General features: G+C 64.3%; 15 protein-coding genes. 11 read left to right on the top strand and 4 right to left on the bottom strand.

Annotation, left to right across the window (positions count from 1 at the left end):
* Positions 1 to 2 precede the first annotated feature (2 nt).
* The 9 genes from EOB59_RS02255 to EOB59_RS02295 all read left to right on the top strand — a co-directional run bounded on the left by EOB59_RS02255 (position 3) and on the right by EOB59_RS02295 (position 9,106).
* Positions 3 to 935 carry a cell wall hydrolase gene (locus EOB59_RS02255; protein WP_128287548.1) on the top strand — a complete coding sequence of 311 codons (933 nt, stop codon included), beginning with the start codon at positions 3 to 5 and terminating at the stop codon, positions 933 to 935.
* Positions 936 to 1,048: 113 nt separating this feature from the next.
* Positions 1,049 to 1,654 carry a recombination mediator RecR gene (gene recR, locus EOB59_RS02260; RefSeq protein ID WP_027039603.1) on the top strand — a complete coding sequence of 202 codons (606 nt, stop codon included), beginning with the start codon at positions 1,049 to 1,051 and terminating at the stop codon, positions 1,652 to 1,654.
* A gap of 26 nt (positions 1,655 to 1,680) precedes the next feature.
* Positions 1,681 to 2,940 (top strand): lytic murein transglycosylase, encoded by a 1,260-nt coding sequence (locus EOB59_RS02265; RefSeq protein WP_128287549.1) that lies wholly within the window; start codon positions 1,681 to 1,683, stop codon positions 2,938 to 2,940.
* A gap of 261 nt (positions 2,941 to 3,201) precedes the next feature.
* On the top strand, positions 3,202 to 4,845 hold the full coding sequence (locus tag EOB59_RS02270) for an ABC transporter substrate-binding protein (RefSeq protein WP_127267906.1): 1,644 nt from the start codon (positions 3,202 to 3,204) through the stop codon (positions 4,843 to 4,845).
* 18 nt (positions 4,846 to 4,863) lie between these two features.
* Entirely contained in the window at positions 4,864 to 5,931 is a 1,068-nt protein-coding gene (locus EOB59_RS02275; RefSeq protein WP_127319783.1) for an ABC transporter permease, read from the top strand.
* A gap of 298 nt (positions 5,932 to 6,229) precedes the next feature.
* The gene (gene nikC, locus EOB59_RS02280) at positions 6,230 to 7,156 is read left to right on the top strand and encodes a nickel transporter permease (RefSeq protein ID WP_127326259.1); all 927 of its coding nucleotides are present in this window, start codon (positions 6,230 to 6,232) and stop codon (positions 7,154 to 7,156) included.
* Positions 7,153 to 7,998, top strand: coding sequence for an ABC transporter ATP-binding protein (locus EOB59_RS02285; RefSeq protein ID WP_127397214.1), 846 nt, complete (start codon positions 7,153 to 7,155; stop codon positions 7,996 to 7,998). Before nikC ends, EOB59_RS02285 begins: the two co-directional genes overlap by 4 nt.
* A complete protein-coding gene (locus tag EOB59_RS02290; RefSeq protein ID WP_128287550.1) occupies positions 7,995 to 8,744 on the top strand; it encodes an ABC transporter ATP-binding protein in 750 nt (249 codons plus the stop codon). The genes EOB59_RS02285 and EOB59_RS02290 overlap by 4 nt, the downstream gene beginning before the upstream one ends.
* Positions 8,745 to 8,788: 44 nt before the next feature.
* Positions 8,789 to 9,106 (top strand): hypothetical protein, encoded by a 318-nt coding sequence (locus EOB59_RS02295; RefSeq protein WP_128287551.1) that lies wholly within the window; start codon positions 8,789 to 8,791, stop codon positions 9,104 to 9,106.
* Positions 9,107 to 9,118: 12 nt separating this feature from the next.
* Here EOB59_RS02295 and EOB59_RS02300 read toward each other — a convergent pair whose 3' ends face one another.
* The 3 genes from EOB59_RS02300 to EOB59_RS02310 are packed head-to-tail and all read right to left on the bottom strand — an operon-like array spanning position 9,119 to position 14,429.
* Positions 9,119 to 12,217, bottom strand: coding sequence for an efflux RND transporter permease subunit (locus EOB59_RS02300; RefSeq protein WP_128287552.1), 3,099 nt, complete (start codon positions 12,215 to 12,217; stop codon positions 9,119 to 9,121).
* Positions 12,214 to 13,293 carry an efflux RND transporter periplasmic adaptor subunit gene (locus EOB59_RS02305; protein ID WP_128287553.1) on the bottom strand — a complete coding sequence of 360 codons (1,080 nt, stop codon included), beginning with the start codon at positions 13,291 to 13,293 and terminating at the stop codon, positions 12,214 to 12,216. Before EOB59_RS02305 ends, EOB59_RS02300 begins: the two co-directional genes overlap by 4 nt.
* Entirely contained in the window at positions 13,290 to 14,429 is a 1,140-nt protein-coding gene (locus EOB59_RS02310; RefSeq protein ID WP_128287554.1) for an efflux RND transporter periplasmic adaptor subunit, read from the bottom strand. The genes EOB59_RS02305 and EOB59_RS02310 overlap by 4 nt, the downstream gene beginning before the upstream one ends.
* 247 nt (positions 14,430 to 14,676) lie before the next feature.
* Here EOB59_RS02310 and EOB59_RS02315 point away from each other — a divergent pair, with 247 nt between their 5' ends.
* A complete protein-coding gene (locus EOB59_RS02315) occupies positions 14,677 to 15,954 on the top strand; it encodes a 4-aminobutyrate--2-oxoglutarate transaminase (protein WP_023811424.1) in 1,278 nt (425 codons plus the stop codon).
* Positions 15,955 to 16,055: 101 nt separating this feature from the next.
* On the opposite strand, the gene EOB59_RS02320 is transcribed toward EOB59_RS02315, so the two are convergent.
* Entirely contained in the window at positions 16,056 to 16,655 is a 600-nt protein-coding gene (locus tag EOB59_RS02320; RefSeq protein WP_128287555.1) for a LysE family translocator, read from the bottom strand.
* Between the two features lie 98 nt (positions 16,656 to 16,753).
* On the opposite strand from EOB59_RS02320, the gene EOB59_RS02325 reads away from it, so the two are divergent.
* The gene (locus EOB59_RS02325; RefSeq protein ID WP_128287558.1) at positions 16,754 to 17,623 is read left to right on the top strand and encodes a LysR substrate-binding domain-containing protein; all 870 of its coding nucleotides are present in this window, start codon (positions 16,754 to 16,756) and stop codon (positions 17,621 to 17,623) included.
* Positions 17,624 to 17,922 lie beyond the last annotated feature (299 nt).

Here is a 17,922-nt window from a genome sequence, read left to right on the forward strand (position 1 = left end):
TGTTGATTGCCACGCGATGGAAGACGCCGCTGTTGCTCTGCGCCGTCATTTCACCCCTGTTTTTGGCTGCCTGCAGCCAGACCACGTCACACGGCATGTCCGTCGCCAGCCTGACCGACGCCATCACGCCGGGTTTCCTCAGCTCACGGGCCTACAGCCACACGCCGAAGGACAAGGAATGCCTGGAACGGGCGATGTTCTTTGAATCCAACCGATCGAGCCGCGACGGCATGATCGCGGTCGGCACGGTGGTGATGAACCGGCTGCGCTCCGGCAAGCACGGCAGCACCATCTGCCAGGTGGTGGGCGAGCGCGGGCAGTTCGCCCCCGGCGTCATGACAAGGCCGATGAATTCACGCGCAATGCCCGATGTCGAAGAGGCTGCCGAGGCGGTGCTCAAGGGTGAGCGCAAGGCCAAGCTCAAGAACACCATGTTCTTCCACACCGCCGGCTTACGCTTCCCCTACAAGAACATGCACTACACCATGGTTGCCGGCGGCAATGCCTTCTACGAGAAGCGCGGCCGCAACTGGCAGCCGCTGCCGGACGAGCCGCAGGTCGCCATTGCCTCGGCGGCGCCGCAGAAGCCAGCGGAGCCGGTGACGATGGTCGCGTCCGCCGAGCCGGTGCGTCCGGCCAAGCCGGCGACCGTCCGGTCCGTCCCTGCCCAGCAGACCTATTTGACCGCGGCCGCCGCGCCGACCGCGAAATCCGCGCGTGTCTCGGCGGAGCCGACGGTGGTGGCGATGCAGGAGCCGATGGAGGAACCGGATGCCGCCCGTTTTGGCGGAACCTTGAACACAAGGACAAGGGTCATCTCCTCGGTCGAGGAAGCGCCGCAAGAGGCGTCTATGGGATTCCAGTCGACGCCTGAGAACACCGACGCTGTCGGCGCGATGATCGTCAGCCAGGGCCGGCCGCTCGAAACCAACTGATCTGCTCTCCATGGTCCCCATAGGCCCTGCCCATTTTGGTCCGCCAAGGCCAATATGGCGGTCATGCGTATGCGGATGTTCCAAAGCGCTCTGAAAAATCCTAGATCAGAGCGATGTCGAAGCGAATCGCCGGTCCCGAGATCGAACGTCTGATCCAGCTCCTGGCCAAGGTGCCGGGGCTGGGTCCCCGGTCGGCCAGGCGTGCGGCCCTTCATCTGATCAAGAAGAAGGAGCAGCTTTTGTCGCCGCTGGCCGCCGCCATGGCCGAAGCGGCCGACAAGGTGCGCATCTGCTCGACCTGCGGCAATGTCGACACATCGGACCCTTGCATGATCTGCACCGACCCGCGCCGTGACGCCGGCACCATCATCGTCGTCGAGGACGTCTCCGACCTGTGGGCGCTGGAGCGCGCGGCGGCGATGAATGTGCGCTACCACGTACTCGGCGGCACGCTGTCGCCGCTCGACGGCATCGGCCCCGACCAGCTCAACATGCGCTCGCTGGTCGACCGCGTCGCCGGTGGCGAGGTCAAGGAGATCATCCTCGCCGTCAATGCGACGGTGGAGGGCCAGACGACCGCGCATTACCTCACCGATCAGCTGTCCGGCTTCGACATCAAGGTGACACGGCTCGCGCATGGCGTGCCGGTCGGCGGCGAACTCGACTATCTCGACGAGGGCACGCTGGCCGCGGCGCTGCGCTCGCGGACGGCGTTTTGACGCAATTGGCGGGGATGCTTGCTGAGATGACTGCCGCAGAACACAACCTTCGCAATGTCATCTCTGCATTTCTTCTGGCCGCGCTGGCCAGTCTCTTCATTTCCGCTCCCGCCTCCGCCGCAAAGATCGACGACCAGTTCCGCGCCTGGCTGCAGAACGACCTTTGGCCGCAAGCAAGGGCGAAAGGCATTTCCAAAACCACCTTCGATGCCGCCTTTGACGGCATCAAGCCCAATCTGAAGCTGCCGGACTTGGTCAAGCCGGGCGATAAGGCGACCACGCCGCGAAAGCAGCATCAGGCCGAATTCGGCTCACCCGGCGCCTATTTCGCCGAGAAGACCGTTCGCGCGGTGACGGCGGGCGGGCGGGCGCGCGAAGCCACCAATGCCAGGACACTTGCATCAATCGAAAAGCGCTACGGCGTGCCGGGCGAAGTGCTGCTGGCGATCTGGGGCCGCGAGACCGGATTCGGCGCGGCAAAAATACCCTACGACGCCTTCGAGGTGCTGGGCACCAAGGCGTTCATGTCGACCAGGAAGGACTTCTTCCGCACCGAGTTGCTTGCTGCACTCGAGATCGTCGAGCGCGGGCTGGCTCCGGTCGGCGCGATGAAATCGTCCCGGGCCGGAGCGCTCGGCCAGCCGCAATTCATGCCGACCTCGTTCCTGAAACATGCCGTCGATTTCGACGGCGACGGCCGCGCCGACATCTGGAACTCGACGCCGGACGTGCTGGCCTCGATCGCCAATTATCTCGTCCATTACGGTTGGGTAAAGGGCCGTGGCTGGGGTTTCGAGGTGACGGTGCCGGAAAGCGTTTCCTGTTCGCTGGAAGGCCCGGACCAGGGCAAGAAAATCTCGCAATGGGCTGATATGGGCATCAAGCGCGTTGGCGGCAAACCGTTTCCGGCAAGTGAGCTGAAGGCCGAGGGTTTTCTGTTGATGCCGGCAGGGCGCAGCGGCCCGGCCTTTATCGCCACACCCAATTTCTACGTGCTGAAGCAATACAACACCAGCGACCTCTACGCGCTGTTCATCGGCCACGGCGCCGACCGCATCGCCCATGGCGATGGCAATTTCGCCGGCAGCTGGGGCGCGGTTGGCGGGCTCCACCGTTCGGACATCGCCGCTCTGCAACGCGCGCTGGAAGCCCAGGGCTATGATGTCGGCAGCGCCGATGGCCTGCCCGGCTTCAAGACCCGCCGTTCGATCGGCGCTTGGCAAGCCAAGAACGGCCGCGCCGCCACCTGCTTCCCTGACGCCGGCTTGGTCGCGGCGCTGAAGTAGTCGCGACATTCGCCAGATTTTCCCCGATCGGCAGGCTCTATTGGCTGGCCCGTGCGTCGACATCCTCCGGCCTTTCTCGCCCGTTGAGCCGTCGGATAAATGCTCGTTGCCCGCCACGAGGCCGCCGGATATGGTGTTGACCAACTGGACAAAAACCGCAACGGTAAGAGGTCAGTGGGGCCGTCTCAAGGCCCGAAAAGAATTCCACAACCCTGAGCCGGGAACTCAGGTCAACAAACAACAAAACAGGGAACAATCACGATGATGATGGAAAAGTTTGCTCTACGCTCTCGCTTCCTGCTGGCGGGTGCAGCCATGTCCGCGCTGCTTCTGGCCGGCGCGCCCGCCGGTGCGGTCACGCCCGCCGACACGCTGGTCGAAGGTTTCGCGATCGACGACATCATCTCCATGGATCCGGGCGAGGCGTTCGAGCTGTCGACCGCCGAGGTCACCGGCAACACCTATGATCTGCTTGTCCGTCTCGACCTCAGCGACACCTCCAAGGTCAAGGGCGACCTCGCCGAAAGCTGGACCGTCTCCGATGACGGCCTGACCTACACGTTCAAACTCAAGCCCGGCCTGAAATTCGCTTCCGGCAACCCGATCACCGCGGCCGACGTCGCCTGGTCGTTCGAACGCGCCGTCAAGCTCGACAAGAGCCCGGCCTTCATCATCGGCCAATTCGGCATCAGCGGCGACAACGTCGCCGAGAAGGCCAAGGCGGTCGACGAGACCACTTTCCAGTTCACCGTCGACAAGGCTTATGCCCCGAGCTTCGTCCTGAACTGCCTGTCGGCAACGGTCGCTTCGGTGGTCGACGCCAAGCTGGTCAAGGAACATGTCGCGGCGGTCACGCCGAGCGCCGACTACAAATGGGACAATGATTTCGGCAATGCCTGGCTGAAGACCGGCTATGCCGGCTCCGGCGTCTTCAAGCTGCGCGAATGGCGCGCCAATGAGGCAGTCGTTCTCGAGCGCAACGACAATTACCATGGCGAAAAGGCCAAGCTTGCCCGCGTCATCTATCGCAACATGAAGGAAAGCTCGGGCCAGCGCCTGGCGCTCGAAGCCGGCGACATCGACGTTGCCCGCAATCTCGAGCCGAACGATCTCGACGCCATCGCCAAGAACGCCGATCTCACGACCACCAGCGCGCCGAAGGGCACCGTCTACTACATCAGCCTCAACCAGAAGAACCCGAACCTCGCAAAGCCGGAGGTCCGCCAGGCCTTCAAATATCTGGTCGACTATGATGCCTTGAGTTCCACCATCCTCAAGGGCATCGGCGAAATCCACCAGACCTTCCTGCCCAAGGGCGTGCTCGGCGAATTGGATGAGAATCCGTTTAAGCTCGATGTCGCCAAGGCCAAGGAATTGCTGGCCAAGGCCGGCTTGCCCGACGGCTTCAGCGTAACCATGGACGTACGCACCGGCCAGCCGACGACCGGCATGGCGGAATCGATCCAGCAGACGCTTGGCCAGGCCGGCATCAAGCTCGAGATCATCCCGGGCGACGGCAAGCAGACGCTGACCAAATATCGCGCCCGCAACCACGACATCTATATCGGCCAGTGGGGCCAGGATTATTTCGACCCGAATTCCAACGCCCAGACCTTTGCCTCGAACCCGGACAATTCGGATGCGGGCAAGTCCAAGACGCTCGCCTGGCGCAACGCCTGGGACATTCCGGACCTGACCAAGGAAACGGAAGCAGCACTGCTCGAGAAGGACGCCGGAAAACGCGCTGACATGTACAAGGATCTGCAGAAGAAAATTCTCGACACCAGCCCCTTCGTCGTCATCCACCAGCAGCTGGAAGTCGCCGGCCTGCGCAAGAACCTCAAGGGCTTTGCGCTCGGCCCGAGCTTCGACAGCAATTTCGTCGGGCCGGTGTCCAAGGAATAGTGCTCGCGGACACGCCGCATGAGCACGGTTGAAAAGGAAGTGGCGGCGGGGCGTGGCAGCGCCCGCGCCGTCGCTATTGCGTCATCGCTTGGCCGTTTCCTGGTCATTGCGATCACGACCTATCTTGGTCTGCTCGCGGTCACCTTCTTCATCGGCCGCGTCATTCCGATCGACCCGGTGCTGGCGGTGCTCGGCGACCGGGCGCCGGCCAATGTCGTCGAGCGCACGCGCCGGGAGATGGGCCTCGACCTGCCGTTGATCGAGCAGTTCTACATCTATGTGAAAAATGCCCTGAACGGTAATTTCGGCATCTCCGTGCTGACCACCAATCCGGTCATGACCGACATTCGCCGGGCGCTGCCGGCCACCACCGAACTGGCGACGCTGGGAACGCTTATCGGGGCGCTGTTCGGCGTGCCGCTCGGCGTGCTGGCGGCGGTCAAGCGCGGCAGTCTCATCGACCAGATCGTGCGCATCATCGGCCTGATCGGCTATTCCGTGCCGATCTTCTGGCTCGGCCTGCTGGCGCTGGTGCTGTTCTATGCCAAGCTGCAATGGGTTGCCTTCCCGGCGCGGCTCGACGTCGTCTACGAATACACTTTTACGCCGATCACCGGCTTCTATCTCCTCGACTCCGCGATGCAGGGGCAGTGGGACGTGTTTTACGACGCCTTCCGCCACATCATCCTGCCGGCATCGCTGCTCGGCTACTTCTCGCTCGCCTATATCAGCCGCATGACGCGCTCGTTCATGCTCAACGAACTGTCCCAGGAATACATCGTCGCGGCACGCGCCAAGGGCCTGTCGGAAACCCGCATCATCTGGGGCCACGCGCTGCGCAATGCGGCGGTGCCGATGGTGACGGTGATCGCGCTCTCCTATGCCGGGCTGCTCGAAGGCTCGGTGCTCACCGAAACAGTGTTCTCGTGGCCGGGCATCGGCCTTTACATCACCAATTCGCTGCAGAACGCCGACATGAATGCGGTGCTCGGCGGCACCATCGTCATCGGCTCGGTGTTCATCGCCATCAATCTCCTCTCCGACCTGCTGTATCGGGTGCTCGATCCGAGGACGAAGGTTCAATGAGCAGAGGTATTCCACTTTCGGGCCTAGAGCAGTTCACCGTTTCACGGAAACGGCGACCCGCTCTAACTCCTTGTTTTTACGCAATTCCGGACGGAAAACCGTTTCACACTTTTCCTGGAATTGCTCCAGCTGCGGCCAATCACCCCCACTCCGGCCCTTCGGGCCACCTCTCCCCCTGCCCGGGGGAGAGGAAAAGCCGGTCGCACGCCTGGCGCCTTTCATCTCCCCCGTCGAGCGGGAGCGAGGTGGTCTGCGAAGCAGGCCGGAGTGGGGGTCGACAGCACCAAGAGGCATCGTCATGACCGCCTCCGACGCCCGCCCTCTCTCCCGTCGCGACTGGCTGCTCAGCGAGCGGCCGGCCTCGCGCATGCAGGCAAGGCTCGGCCGCGCCTATGTGGCGTGGCGGCGCTTTTCCGCCAACCGTCTGGCCTTTCTCGGCCTGCTCATCATCGTTGCCCTGCTGGTCGTTGCCGCCCTTGCCGGCGTGCTGGCACCTTATTCTCCGACGTTCGGCGACCTGAAGAACGCGCGCCTGCTGGCGCCGAGCGCCGAGCACTGGTTCGGCACCGACGATCTCGGCCGCGATATCCTGTCGCGCATCCTCTACGGCTCGCGCTGGACCCTTTATGTGGTCATCCTGGTCGCCATCATCGCGGCACCGATCGGCCTTCTGGTCGGCACGGTGGCCGGCTATGCCGGCGGCTGGACCGATGCCATCCTGATGCGCATCACGGACATCTTCCTCGCCTTTCCCAAGCTGATCCTGGCGCTGGCCTTTGTCGCAGCACTTGGCCCCGGCATCGAGAATGCGGTGCTGGCCATCGCCATCACCTCATGGCCGCCCTACGCCCGCATCGCGCGGGCAGAGACGCTGACGGTGCGCAATTCCGATTACATCAAGGCGGTGCAGCTGATGGGCGCCTCGCCCTTCCGCATCGTGCTGCGCCATATCATGCCGCTTTGCATTTCGTCCCTGATCGTCAGGGTGACGCTCGACATGGCCGGCATCATCCTGACCGCCGCCGGGCTCGGTTTCCTCGGCCTCGGCGCGCAACCGCCGCTGCCCGAATGGGGCACGATGATCGCGTCCGGCCGCCGCTTCGTGCTCGACCAGTGGTGGGTGGCCGGTGCGCCGGGCTTCGCCATCCTCATCGTCAGCCTCGGCTTCAACCTGCTCGGCGACGGCCTGCGCGACGCGCTCGATCCTCGCAGTGGTGACCAATGAGCAGGGAAACGAAGACGCTTCTCGACGTCGACGACCTGCGCGTCACCTTCCCGACCCGCACCGGTCTAATCGAGGCGGTGCGCGGCGTTTCCTTTTCGCTCGGCCGCGAACGGCTCGGCATCGTCGGCGAGTCGGGCTCGGGAAAATCGCAGACCGGCCGCGCCATCATGGGCCTGACGCCGCCGCAGGCCCGGATATCGGCCAACAAGCTCGCCTTCGACGGCATCGACCTGCTCAGCGTCTCGCCGCGCGAACGTCGGAAGCTGCGCGGCAAACGCATCGCCATGATCCTGCAGGACCCGAAATATTCGCTCGACCCTGTCATGAGCATCGGCCGCCAGATCGTCGAGACGCTGCGCACCCATGAAAAGGTCGGCAAGGCCGAGGCACGCGACCGCGCATTGGCCATGCTGGAGGCGGTGCAGATCCGTGATCCCTCTCGCGTCTTCAACCTGCATCCGCATGAAGTTTCGGGCGGCATGGGCCAGCGCGCAATGATCGCCATGATGCTGATCGCCGGTCCGGAAATGATGATCGCCGACGAGCCGACCTCGGCGCTCGACGTCACCGTGCAGCTTGATGTGCTAGGCATTCTCGACCGGCTGGTCAGTGAGCGCGGCATGGGGCTGATCTTCATCTCGCACGATCTGCGCCTGGTCTCGTCCTTCTGCGACCGCGTCATCGTCATGTATGCCGGCAAGGTGGTAGAGCAGCTCAAGGCGTCCGAACTCGGCCATGCCCAGCATCCCTACACGCGCGGCTTGCTCAATTGCATGCCCAAGATCGGCGCCGACCGCCACCCGCTGCCGGTGCTCGACCGCAAGCCGGAGTGGGCGGCATGACTTCCGCGATTGCCGTCGACAGGCTGGAAGTGATCTTCGACCGTTTTCGCGCACTGAAGGGCGTCAGCCTCGACGTGCAGCCGGGCGAATCCTTCGGCCTGGTCGGTGAATCCGGCTCCGGCAAATCGACGCTGCTGCGGGCCATCGCCGGCCTTGCACCGGTCGCTTCGGGCGGCATCGCCGTCAACGGCAAGACGCTCGGGCCACGCCGCGACAAGGCCTTCTACCGCGAAGTGCAGATGGTCTTCCAGGATCCGTACGGCTCGCTGCACCCGCGCCAGACCGTTGACCGCCTGCTGCAGGAGCCGCTTGCCATCCATGGCTTTGCCGACGGCGAAAAGCGCATCCAGCGGGCGCTCGACGAGGTCGGCCTCGGCAACGGTTTTCGGTTCCGCTATTCGCACCAACTCTCCGGCGGCCAGCGCCAGCGCGTGGCGATTGCGCGTGCACTCATTCTCGAACCGTCGATCCTGCTGCTCGACGAGCCGACCTCGGCGCTCGACGCCTCGGTGCAGGCGGAAGTGCTCAACCTGTTGGAAGAGGTACGCAAGCGGCGCAAGCTGACCTTCCTGATGGTCAGCCACGACCTCGCCATCATCACCCATATGTGCGAGCGGCTGATGGTGATGCAAAGCGGCGAGGCGGTGGAGAATCTTGCGGCTAACGACCTTGTCGAGCGCCGTGTCTCGAAGGACTATACGCGCAACCTGCTGAGAGCGAGCGACGGGTTTGTGAGAACCGGCTGAATTCGTTCTTCCTGTGCACAGAACAACCGTCTTGGGGGACTACGATGGAGGAGTGGAAGTTTGCGGATCCGCCCAATGTCGCAGTGTTTGTGGATGGGGGGATAGTTACGCGTGGCGACGACTGGATTGCCTACGTCTCGCATGACAATGACGACGGCAGTTGGCAATTCCACAACAGCGAAACGGGACCTGTGAACGAAGGCGATATCATGATTGTCAGCTTGCAGAACGTTGCGCGGCGGGACGAAAGCGTCCAGGCGTTGGCTGACTTGCCAGAAGGCTGGCATGCGTGGCGCATCTCAAGATCGTCGCCGTGGCAACGCGCCAGGTCGCACCCTGTACCTTCCAACGACAACGAATGACCAGGCAAAGCGTTAAGTCGAACCTTGCGCCAGTTCGCCGTTTTCCAGAACGGGGGGCTCTTCTCGGTCCTTCGGCTCCTTGATCCTGAACCACGTCACATAAAGCGCCGGCAGGAACAGCAGCGTAATCGCCGTGCCGGCAATGATGCCGCCCATCATGGCATAGGCCATCGGGCCCCAGAACACTTCACGTGCGATCGGGATCAGCGCCAAGCTGGCGGCGGCGGCCGTCAGCGCGATCGGCCGCATGCGGTGTTCCGTCGCTTCGATGACAGCGGCCCAGCGGTCCTTGCCTTCCCGGACGAGATCCTCGATCTGCACGATCAGGATGACCGAATTGCGGATCAGGATGCCGATCAGCGCCAGCACGCCCAGGATGGCGACGAAGCCGAGCGGTGCTCCGCTCGGCACCAGGGCCGCCACCACGCCGATCAGGCCGAGCGGCGCCACGGCCACCACCAGGAACAGGCGCTGGAAACTCTGCAGCTGGATCATCAGGATGGTCGCCATGACGAACAGCATCAGTGGCACCACGGCGGCGATCGGTCCCTGGCTTTTGGCGCTTTCCTCGACCGAGCCGGCGGTGGCGATCGAATAGCCCGGCGGCAGCTTGGCGGTGAAGGCATCGACCGACGGCTTCAACTCGTTGACGACGGTGGCCGGCAGCACGTCGCCGACCAGTCCGGCGCGCACGGTGATGGTCGGGATGCGGTCGCGTCGCCACACCGTTGGCTGCTCCAGATCGTAGCGGAAGTTGGCGACGGCCGCGAGCGGGATCGCCTCGCCGCTACTGGTCGGCAGCTGCATGTTCTGCAAGGTTTCGATCGAGCCGCGTTCGGACCCACGCGAGCGCGCCACGACATTGATCAGATAGGTGGCGTCGCGCACTTGCGTGATGGTGGCGCCGCCGACCGTGCTGTTCAGCGCGCTGGCGATGTCGGAGGAGGTGATACCGAGCTGGCGTGCCTTGTCCTGCAGCACGTCGACCCTCAGCACACGCTGCGGCTCGTTCCAGTCGAAGGTCGGCGCTGCTAGCTTTGGATTGGCGGAGATGACACCGGCGAATTGCTGCGCCAGTTCGCGCACCGTCTGGATGTCGGGACCGCCGACGCGGTATTGCACCGGGCGGCCGACCGGCGGTCCGAGTTCGAGCGGTTTGACGAAGGCGTCGGTGCCGACGAACTCCTCGCGCAGCAGTTTTTCAAGCGCCGGCTTGACCCTGTTGCGGGCCGCGATGCTCTTGGTGACGATGACGGTCTGGCCGAAATAGGGGTTGGCCGGCTGCACGTCATAGGCGAGCACAAAACGCACCGCGCCCTGGCCGATATAGGACGAAAAATGGTCGATGTCGGGATTGCCGACCAGCGCCCGCTGCTCGAACCGCTCCATCTGGTCGCGCGTATCGGCGATCGAGGCATTCTGCGGCAGGTTCCAGTCGACGATCAGCTCCGGCCGGTCCGATGGCGGAAAGAACTGCTGCTGCACCAGCCCGAAGCCGGCGATCGAGCCGGCAAACAAAAGCACGGTGACGATGATCGTCAGCCAGTGATGGCGCACCGAGCCGACAAGCACGCGCCGGAAAAGCGAGGTGAAGCGGCCGGGCTGGTCGTGATGCTTGGTTTTCATCGTCGCCGGCAGGATGGTGACCCCGAGCAGTGGCGCAAACAGCACCGCCACGACCCATGACACCAGCAGCGAAACGGCGATGACCACGAAGAGGGTGAAGGTATATTCGCCGGCGGCGCTGTTGTTGAGGCCGATCGGGATGAAGCCGGCGACCGTCACCAGCGTACCGGTCAGCATCGGAAAGGCGGTCGATGTGTAGACATAGGTCGCCGCCTTGCGCAGATTGTCGCCGACCTCCAGCCGCGCCACCATCATCTCGACCGCGATCATCGCGTCGTCGACCAGAAGCCCGAGCGAGATGATCAGCGCCCCCAGGGAAATACGCTGCAGCGAAATGCCGAGATAAGCCATGACCGTGAAGGTGATGGCCAGCACCAGCGGGATCGACAGCGCCACGACGAAGCCGGCGCGCATGCCGAGGCTGATGAACGATACGGCGAGCACGATGGCGACCGCCTCGAACAGCGCGCGCGTAAAGCCCGAGACGGCCTCCTCGACGATGACCGGCTGGTCGGCCACCAGATGCACGCCGACGCCGACCGGCAGGTCGGCCAGCACCTTGTCCATCTCCTTGTGCAGCGCCTCGCCGAATTCGAGCAGGTTGGCGTTGGGTTTCATGCCGATGGCGAGCCCGATGGCGTCCTGGCCGTTGAAGCGGAACAGTGCCGTAGGCGGATCGACATAGCCGCGCGTGATCGTCGCCACGTCGCTGAGGCGGAAGAAACGGTCATCGACGCGCAGATTGATGGCGCGCAGGCTGTCCTCGGAGGTGAACTGCCCGCCGACACGCACGCTGATGCGCTCCGGCCCGGACTGGATGACGCCGGACGGCGTGATCGCGTTCTGCGCCTGCAGGCTCGCCACGATCGCTTGCTGGTTGAGGCCGAGGGCGGCGATCTGGCGGGTCGAGAATTCGAGATAGATCGCCTCGTCCTGGGCGCCGACGAGGTCGACCTTGCCGGCGTTGGGCACGGTCAGGATTTTTGTTCTGGCGTCCTCGACATAGTCGCGCAACTGGCGCGGCGTCAGCCCGTCCGATGTGAAGGCGTAGATGTTGCCATAGACGTCGCCGAAGCGGTCGTTGAAGAAGGGTCCCTGCACCCCCTGCGGAAACTGCGCCGCGATGTCGTTGACCATGTTGCGCACCTGAATCCAGTTCGGCACGACATCGCGTGCTTTGGTGGTGTCCTTCAGGTTGACGAAGATGACGGTCTGGCCGGCCGTGGTGACGGACTTGGTGTAGTCGAGGCTGTCGAGTTCCTCGAGTTTCTTCTCGATACGGTCGGTCACCTGCTGCACGGTTTCCCTGACCGAGGCGCCCGGCCAGTTGGCCTGGATGATCATCGTCTTGATGGTGAAATTGGGGTCTTCTTCACGGCCGAGATTGAGGTAGGAGAACACGCCAGCCACGACGAAGACCAGCATGAAATACCAGACCATGGAGCGGTGGTTGAGCGCCCAGTCGGAGAGATTGAAGCCTTTCATGAGGCCCCTCCCTCGGGCACTGTCACCTTCTGGCCTTCGCTCAGGCTGTGGACGCCCGCCGTGACAACACGCATGCCGGCCTCCAGCCCCTCGGCCACCGTGAAGGTGCCGCCATTCTTCGACGCGACCTTTATGTCGCGTGCGTTCACGCTGGATGTCTGCGGGTCGACGATCCACACTTTCGCGGAACCGTTCTTTTCGAACAGCGCCGACATGGGCAGTTCGATCGTCAGTGCCACCTTGGTCTCGCGGGTCGCCGTCACCGTCGAGCCGAGCCGGAAGGCCTGTGGCGGATCCGTGAGCGTCAGCTTGACGCGCCGCGTGCGGGTCGAGCCCTCGGATTGCGGTGCGATCTCGCGCAGCTTGGCCCCGGTCTGGATCGTCGGCAGCGACTGCAGGATCACCTGGAAGGGCGTGCCGGCCTCAAGATCACCGGTCAATTGATCGGGAATGTCGACCACCGCCTCGCGCAGGTCCGAACGCGCCACGGTGACGACGGTCTGGCCGGGCGAGACCGTCTGGCCAACTTCGGCGCCGACCGCGGTGACGACACCGTCGAAATCAGAGAACAGCCTGGCATAGCCGAGCTGTTCCTGCGATTTGGCAAGCGAAGCCTTGGCCCGCTCGACACCTGCCTCCGCAGCTTTGCGCGCCTGCTGCGCGGCATCGAAGACAGCTTGCGAGGCGTTGGCCGAGGCGAGCAACTGGCGCTGCCGTTCCTCGCTGGCGGCGGCGTTGGCGAGCTGCGCCTCGGCATTGGACAGTTCCGCCTTGGCCGCCTGGAGGCCCAACTCCAGTGCGGTCGGATCCAGTGCCGCTATCGTCGTGCCCTTGCTGACGATGTCGCCGACCTGGACGTCGCGCGAGACGACCCGGCCAAGCAGGCGGAAGGCCAGGTCGGCGCTGACCTGCGGTTCCACGGATCCGGCAAAACCGAAGATTTGCGTGGTGCGCGGCTCGATCACCATCGACAGCACCGGTCGGACGATCTCGGGCGGCTTTTCCTCCGACTTGGAGCAGGATGCCAGCGCGCCGAGCATGAGCACGCCGAGCAGGATGCGTGGCGTCCGGCTCATTGGCCCGCTCCCGATATCTCGATCGTCTGTTCAGGGCTGAGCAGCTGTCCTCCAGCGGTGACGACGCTCTGGCCCGCGTCCAGCCCCTTGGCGATCACGACCGTGCCCGAATTGAACGCCAGCACTTCGACTGGCGCCATCGTCACTGCCTTGGTCGAGGGATCGACGATCCAGACCGCCGGCTTGCCGCCGCTGGACGTCAGCGCCTGCCAAGGCAGCAGGATCGCCTTCGCCGGCTTGGCGCTTACCGTGCCGATGACGGCTGCCCCAAGCGGCATGCCGGCGGGCGTGTCGGGAATGGCGATTTTGACCCGGATCGAGCCCGAAGCCGGGTCGACCGCAGGCGAGATTTCGCGGACCTTGCCCGTCGCCCTGACCTGCGGATCGGACAACAGCGTGATCGTCACCGCAGGCGATGCCGGTGCCTTGGCGATCAGCGTCTCCTGCACGTTGAACACGGCGTCGCGGTCACCGTCCTCGGCGACGGTGAAGACGGTTTGCGCGGCTTGCACCACTTGGCCGGTTTCGACTTGGCGGGCGGTGATCACGCCGGCGGCACCGGCCTTGAGCTCGGTGAAGGACAGGTTTTGCTGGGCGTTGGAGAAAGCGCTCTGCGCGGCTTCGACGCTGCCTTGTGCCACCTTCAGGGCCTGGTCCGCGGCGTCATAATCGCGCCTGGTGGTAAAACCCTGGGCGAGCAGCGTCTTCTGCCGTTCGAAGGCGGCGGCGGACTGGGTCAATTGCGCCTGTGCCGCGTCGAGATCGGCCTGCGCCGAGCGCAAATCGGATTCCTGCTCCTGCGGATCGATCCGGGCGAGCACCGTGCCTTGATCGACATGCTGGCCGACATCGACAAACCGTTCGGCGACGCGACCACCGACCCGGAACGACAGATTGTTCAGCGTACGCGCCGCGATCACCCCGGTCAGCGAGGTTCTCGGCGCATAGTCGGCCATCGCCACGGTTTCGGTGCGCACCATGACCGGCAATTTCTTGTCCGCCGCCTCCTGCTTCTGGCAGCCGGTTAGCAGAAGAGCCGCCGTGCAAGCGAAAAGCACCGAGGCGATCGGACAAGAAAACAGGCAGGGGGTTTTGACCGACGGCCGCGAGACGGACGATGTCGCGTTCCTGCTCATGGACTCCCCCAGCCCCGTGGGCGGCTAGCGCGGATCGCGAGACCTCGCGGATATCTGGAGGATAGTCGATCCCCGGGAAAAGGAAACCGGTGTCGTACGTGTATCGGGCAACTGGTTAAGCGCCGGGATCCACCTGTCGCAGGCCCAATCGCCTGCCGGTGGTGCCGACTTGAGGAAAACGTGAAATAAGGTCAGAAGACGTCTCAACGGCATCAAACAGGACGGGCGCCGGCCCGGTGAGGATACGATGAAGAATTCAGCCATTTCCGAACGCAAGAACCAATCGATTTCCCGCGGCGTCGGCATGACCACGCAGATCTATGCCGACCGGGCTGAAAATTCGGAAATCTGGGATGTCGAGGGACGTCGCTATATCGATTTCTCGTCGGGCATCGCCGTGGTCAACACCGGGCATCGCCATCCCAGGGTGATCGAGGCGGTCAAGGCACAGCTCGACCGCTTCACCCACACCTGCCACCAGGTGGTGCCCTATGAGAGCTATGTGCGCCTGGCCGAACGGCTGAACGGCATGCTGCCCGGCAAGTTCGAGAAGAAGACGATCTTCGTCACCACCGGGGCCGAGGCGGTAGAGAACGCCATCAAGATCGCCCGCAATGCCACCGGCCGTCAGGCGGTCATCGCCTTCGCCGGCGGCTTCCATGGCCGCACCTTCATGGGCATGGCGCTGACCGGCAAGGTCGTGCCCTACAAGGTCGGCTTCGGCGCCATGCCGGGCGACGTCTATCATGCGCCGTTCCCGGTGCCGCTGCACGGTGTCTCGGTCGCCGACTCGCTGGCCGCGCTCGACCGGCTGTTCAAGGCCGATGTCGATCCGGCCCGCGTCGCAGCCATCATCATCGAGCCGGTTCAGGGCGAAGGCGGTTTCTACGACGCGCCGCGTGACTTCCTGGTTGCGCTGCGCAAGCTTTGCGACCAGCACGGCATGCTGCTGATCGCCGACGAAGTGCAGACCGGCTTTGCCCGCACCGGCAAGATGTTTGCGATGGATCACCATGAGGTGGCCGCAGACATCACCACCATGGCCAAGAGCCTGGCCGGCGGTTTCCCGCTGGCCGCGGTCACTGGCCGCGCCGAAATCATGGATGCGCCCGGCCCCGGCGGGCTCGGCGGCACCTATGGCGGCAGCCCGATCGGTGTTGCCGCCGCGCACGCCGTGCTCGACGTGATCGAGGACGAAAACCTGTGCGACCGCGCCAACACGCTGGGCGCAAGGCTGAAGCAGCGGCTGCAGTCGATCCGCGACGACGTGCCCGAAATCGTTGACATCAGAGGCCTCGGCTTCATGAATGCGGTCGAGTTCAACGACGTCAAGAAGGGCCTGCCGTCGGCCGAGATCGCCAATGCGATCCGGTTGAAGGCGCTCGACAAGGGCCTGATCCTGCTGACCTGCGGCGTCTACGGCAACGTCATCCGCTTCCTGGCGCCGATCACCATCCAGGACGAAGTCATGAACGAAGCACTCGACATCCTGGAAAGCTCGATCCGCGAAGTCTGCGCCGCCTGAACTTCTACCCTCCCCTTGTGGGGAGGTCGGACCGAAGGTCCGGGTGGGGGTCTGCGCTGACCTTGCAGGACTTGGCTCCTTCTTCGCAATTCCATGGCCGTCTAAGCCGTCCGCCACATCGGAATGATCGAGGCGGCCAGCACCAGTGCCAGCACGATGTTGAGCGCGCGCCATTGCCATTCGGTCTTGAGCAGCCGCGCCAGCACCATTCCGGCCACGCACCACAGTGAAAGCGAGGCGGCGGCCGCGAGGCCGAAGGTGGCGCCGAGCAGCAGCGCGAGCTGCACCGGTCCGCTGGCCAATGCCGCGAACGAGGCCGCGGCACCTAGACCCATCGCCCAGCCTTTCGGGTTCATCCATTGAATGCCGGCGCCGCCGAGAAAGCTGTTCGGCCTGGCCATGCTCACATCCATATTGGGCGGTCCGCTGCGGCTGATCTTGATCGCCAGCCAGACGAGATAGAGCGAGCCGACGACCTTCATGGCCAGTTGCAGCGAAGGCACGGCAAGCAGCAGACCGGCAAGCCCGGCGGCAGCGGCACCCGTGACGGTGGCGAGGCCGGCGGCGCTGCCGACCAGCAGGGGCACGGAACGGCGAAAGCCGAACTGCGCGCCGGACGCCGTAGACAGGGTCGTGGCGATGCCGGGCGTGGTGGTGGCGACGATGGCAAAAAGGATGAGCGGGAGAATGGGCTCGAGCATGCGGCGTCCTCTGTCAGAGGGCTGCGATCGTAGCTGCGTGCGAACTTCAGTAAATGCAATGTTTGCCATGGTCAGCATTAGGATAGATAATGCCACCCATGATCCGAAATCTCGACATGGCGCTGATCCGCACCTTCATCACCGTCGCCGACAAGGCCAGCATGACGGCGGCGGCCAATGCGCTGCACCTGACGCAAGGTGCTGTCAGCCAGCAGGTCAAGCGGCTGGAGGAGGCGCTCGGCTCCAGCCTGTTTACGCGCGACCGGCGCGGCTTGCGGCTGACGCGCGCCGGTGAACAGCTGTTCGGCAGGGGCAAGCGGTTGCTGGCCTTGAATGACGAGATCTGGGCCGAGATGGCTGGGACATCGGTGGCCGGCCAGGTGCGGCTGGGCGTGCCCTACGACCTTGTCGGCACCTTGCTGTCGCCGGTGCTGAAGACCTATGCCGAGACCTATCCGCAGATCGAGATATCGCTGGTCTGCGCCTCGTCGCCGGAACTGACGGCTGCCCTTGCGGCCGGGACCATCGACCTTGCGGTGATCGAGGAACGCGTCGGCCCGTCGGCCGGTGAGTGCCTTGCCATCGATCGGCTGGTCTGGGTCGGTGCCAAGGGCGGCATTGCCCGCGCCAAGCGGCCGCTGCCGGTCTCGATCGTCGCCGATACCTGCGCCTTCCGTCCGGCGGTGCTGGCGGCGCTCGGTGAGCATGGGCTGGAGTGGCGCACCGTGTTCGAAAACGGCAACATCGACGCGACGACCGCGACGGTGCGGTCGGACCTTGCCGTCACCACCTGGCTGGCCTCCACCGTGCCGGCCGATCTGGACATACTGCCATCGGAGTCCGGCCTGCCGCCGCTGCCGAATTTTGCCATCAACCTGCATCTGCCGAGGCACGGTGTCGGGCCGGCGGCGCAGGAATTCGCGCGACATATCCGCGACGGGCTGGCGCGGCGGCCGGTGGCTGCTTGAGCCAGGCAGAACTTGGGTTCCTCTCCCCCGTCGATCGGGGGAGAGGTGTCGAGTTGTCCGAACCGGATAGATAGGTAACAGAATGGACCGATAGCATGGGTGACAGTTTTCTTGCTGGTCGGGTATGCCTGTCTTGCGGCGGCGGCGCGATTGACGAGCGGCTTCCCCCACTCCGTCGCTGCTTCGCAGCGCCACCTCTCCCCCCTCCGGAGGGAGAGGAAGGGAGCCAACCTTTCTAAAGCTCGCGCCTTTCCTCTACCCCGTCGATCGGGGGAGAGGTGGCTCGGCGAAGCCGAGAC

This window comes from Mesorhizobium sp. M7A.F.Ca.MR.176.00.0.0, from assembly GCF_004023165.1.
GTDB lineage: Bacteria > Pseudomonadota > Alphaproteobacteria > Rhizobiales > Rhizobiaceae > Mesorhizobium.

Coding starts and splice junctions, on each gene's coding strand:
- recR (WP_027039603.1), top strand. CDS start 1,049: ATGTCGAAGCGAATCGCCGGTCCCGAGATCGAACGTCTGATCCAGCTC.
- EOB59_RS02265 (WP_128287549.1), top strand. CDS start 1,681: ATGACTGCCGCAGAACACAACCTTCGCAATGTCATCTCTGCATTTCTT.
- EOB59_RS02270 (WP_127267906.1), top strand. CDS start 3,202: ATGATGATGGAAAAGTTTGCTCTACGCTCTCGCTTCCTGCTGGCGGGT.
- EOB59_RS02275 (WP_127319783.1), top strand. CDS start 4,864: ATGAGCACGGTTGAAAAGGAAGTGGCGGCGGGGCGTGGCAGCGCCCGC.
- nikC (WP_127326259.1), top strand. CDS start 6,230: ATGACCGCCTCCGACGCCCGCCCTCTCTCCCGTCGCGACTGGCTGCTC.
- EOB59_RS02285 (WP_127397214.1), top strand. CDS start 7,153: ATGAGCAGGGAAACGAAGACGCTTCTCGACGTCGACGACCTGCGCGTC.
- EOB59_RS02290 (WP_128287550.1), top strand. CDS start 7,995: ATGACTTCCGCGATTGCCGTCGACAGGCTGGAAGTGATCTTCGACCGT.
- EOB59_RS02295 (WP_128287551.1), top strand. CDS start 8,789: ATGGAGGAGTGGAAGTTTGCGGATCCGCCCAATGTCGCAGTGTTTGTG.
- EOB59_RS02300 (WP_128287552.1), bottom strand. CDS start 12,217: ATGAAAGGCTTCAATCTCTCCGACTGGGCGCTCAACCACCGCTCCATG.
- EOB59_RS02305 (WP_128287553.1), bottom strand. CDS start 13,293: ATGAGCCGGACGCCACGCATCCTGCTCGGCGTGCTCATGCTCGGCGCG.
- EOB59_RS02310 (WP_128287554.1), bottom strand. CDS start 14,429: ATGAGCAGGAACGCGACATCGTCCGTCTCGCGGCCGTCGGTCAAAACC.
- EOB59_RS02315 (WP_023811424.1), top strand. CDS start 14,677: ATGAAGAATTCAGCCATTTCCGAACGCAAGAACCAATCGATTTCCCGC.
- EOB59_RS02320 (WP_128287555.1), bottom strand. CDS start 16,655: ATGCTCGAGCCCATTCTCCCGCTCATCCTTTTTGCCATCGTCGCCACC.
- EOB59_RS02325 (WP_128287558.1), top strand. CDS start 16,754: ATGATCCGAAATCTCGACATGGCGCTGATCCGCACCTTCATCACCGTC.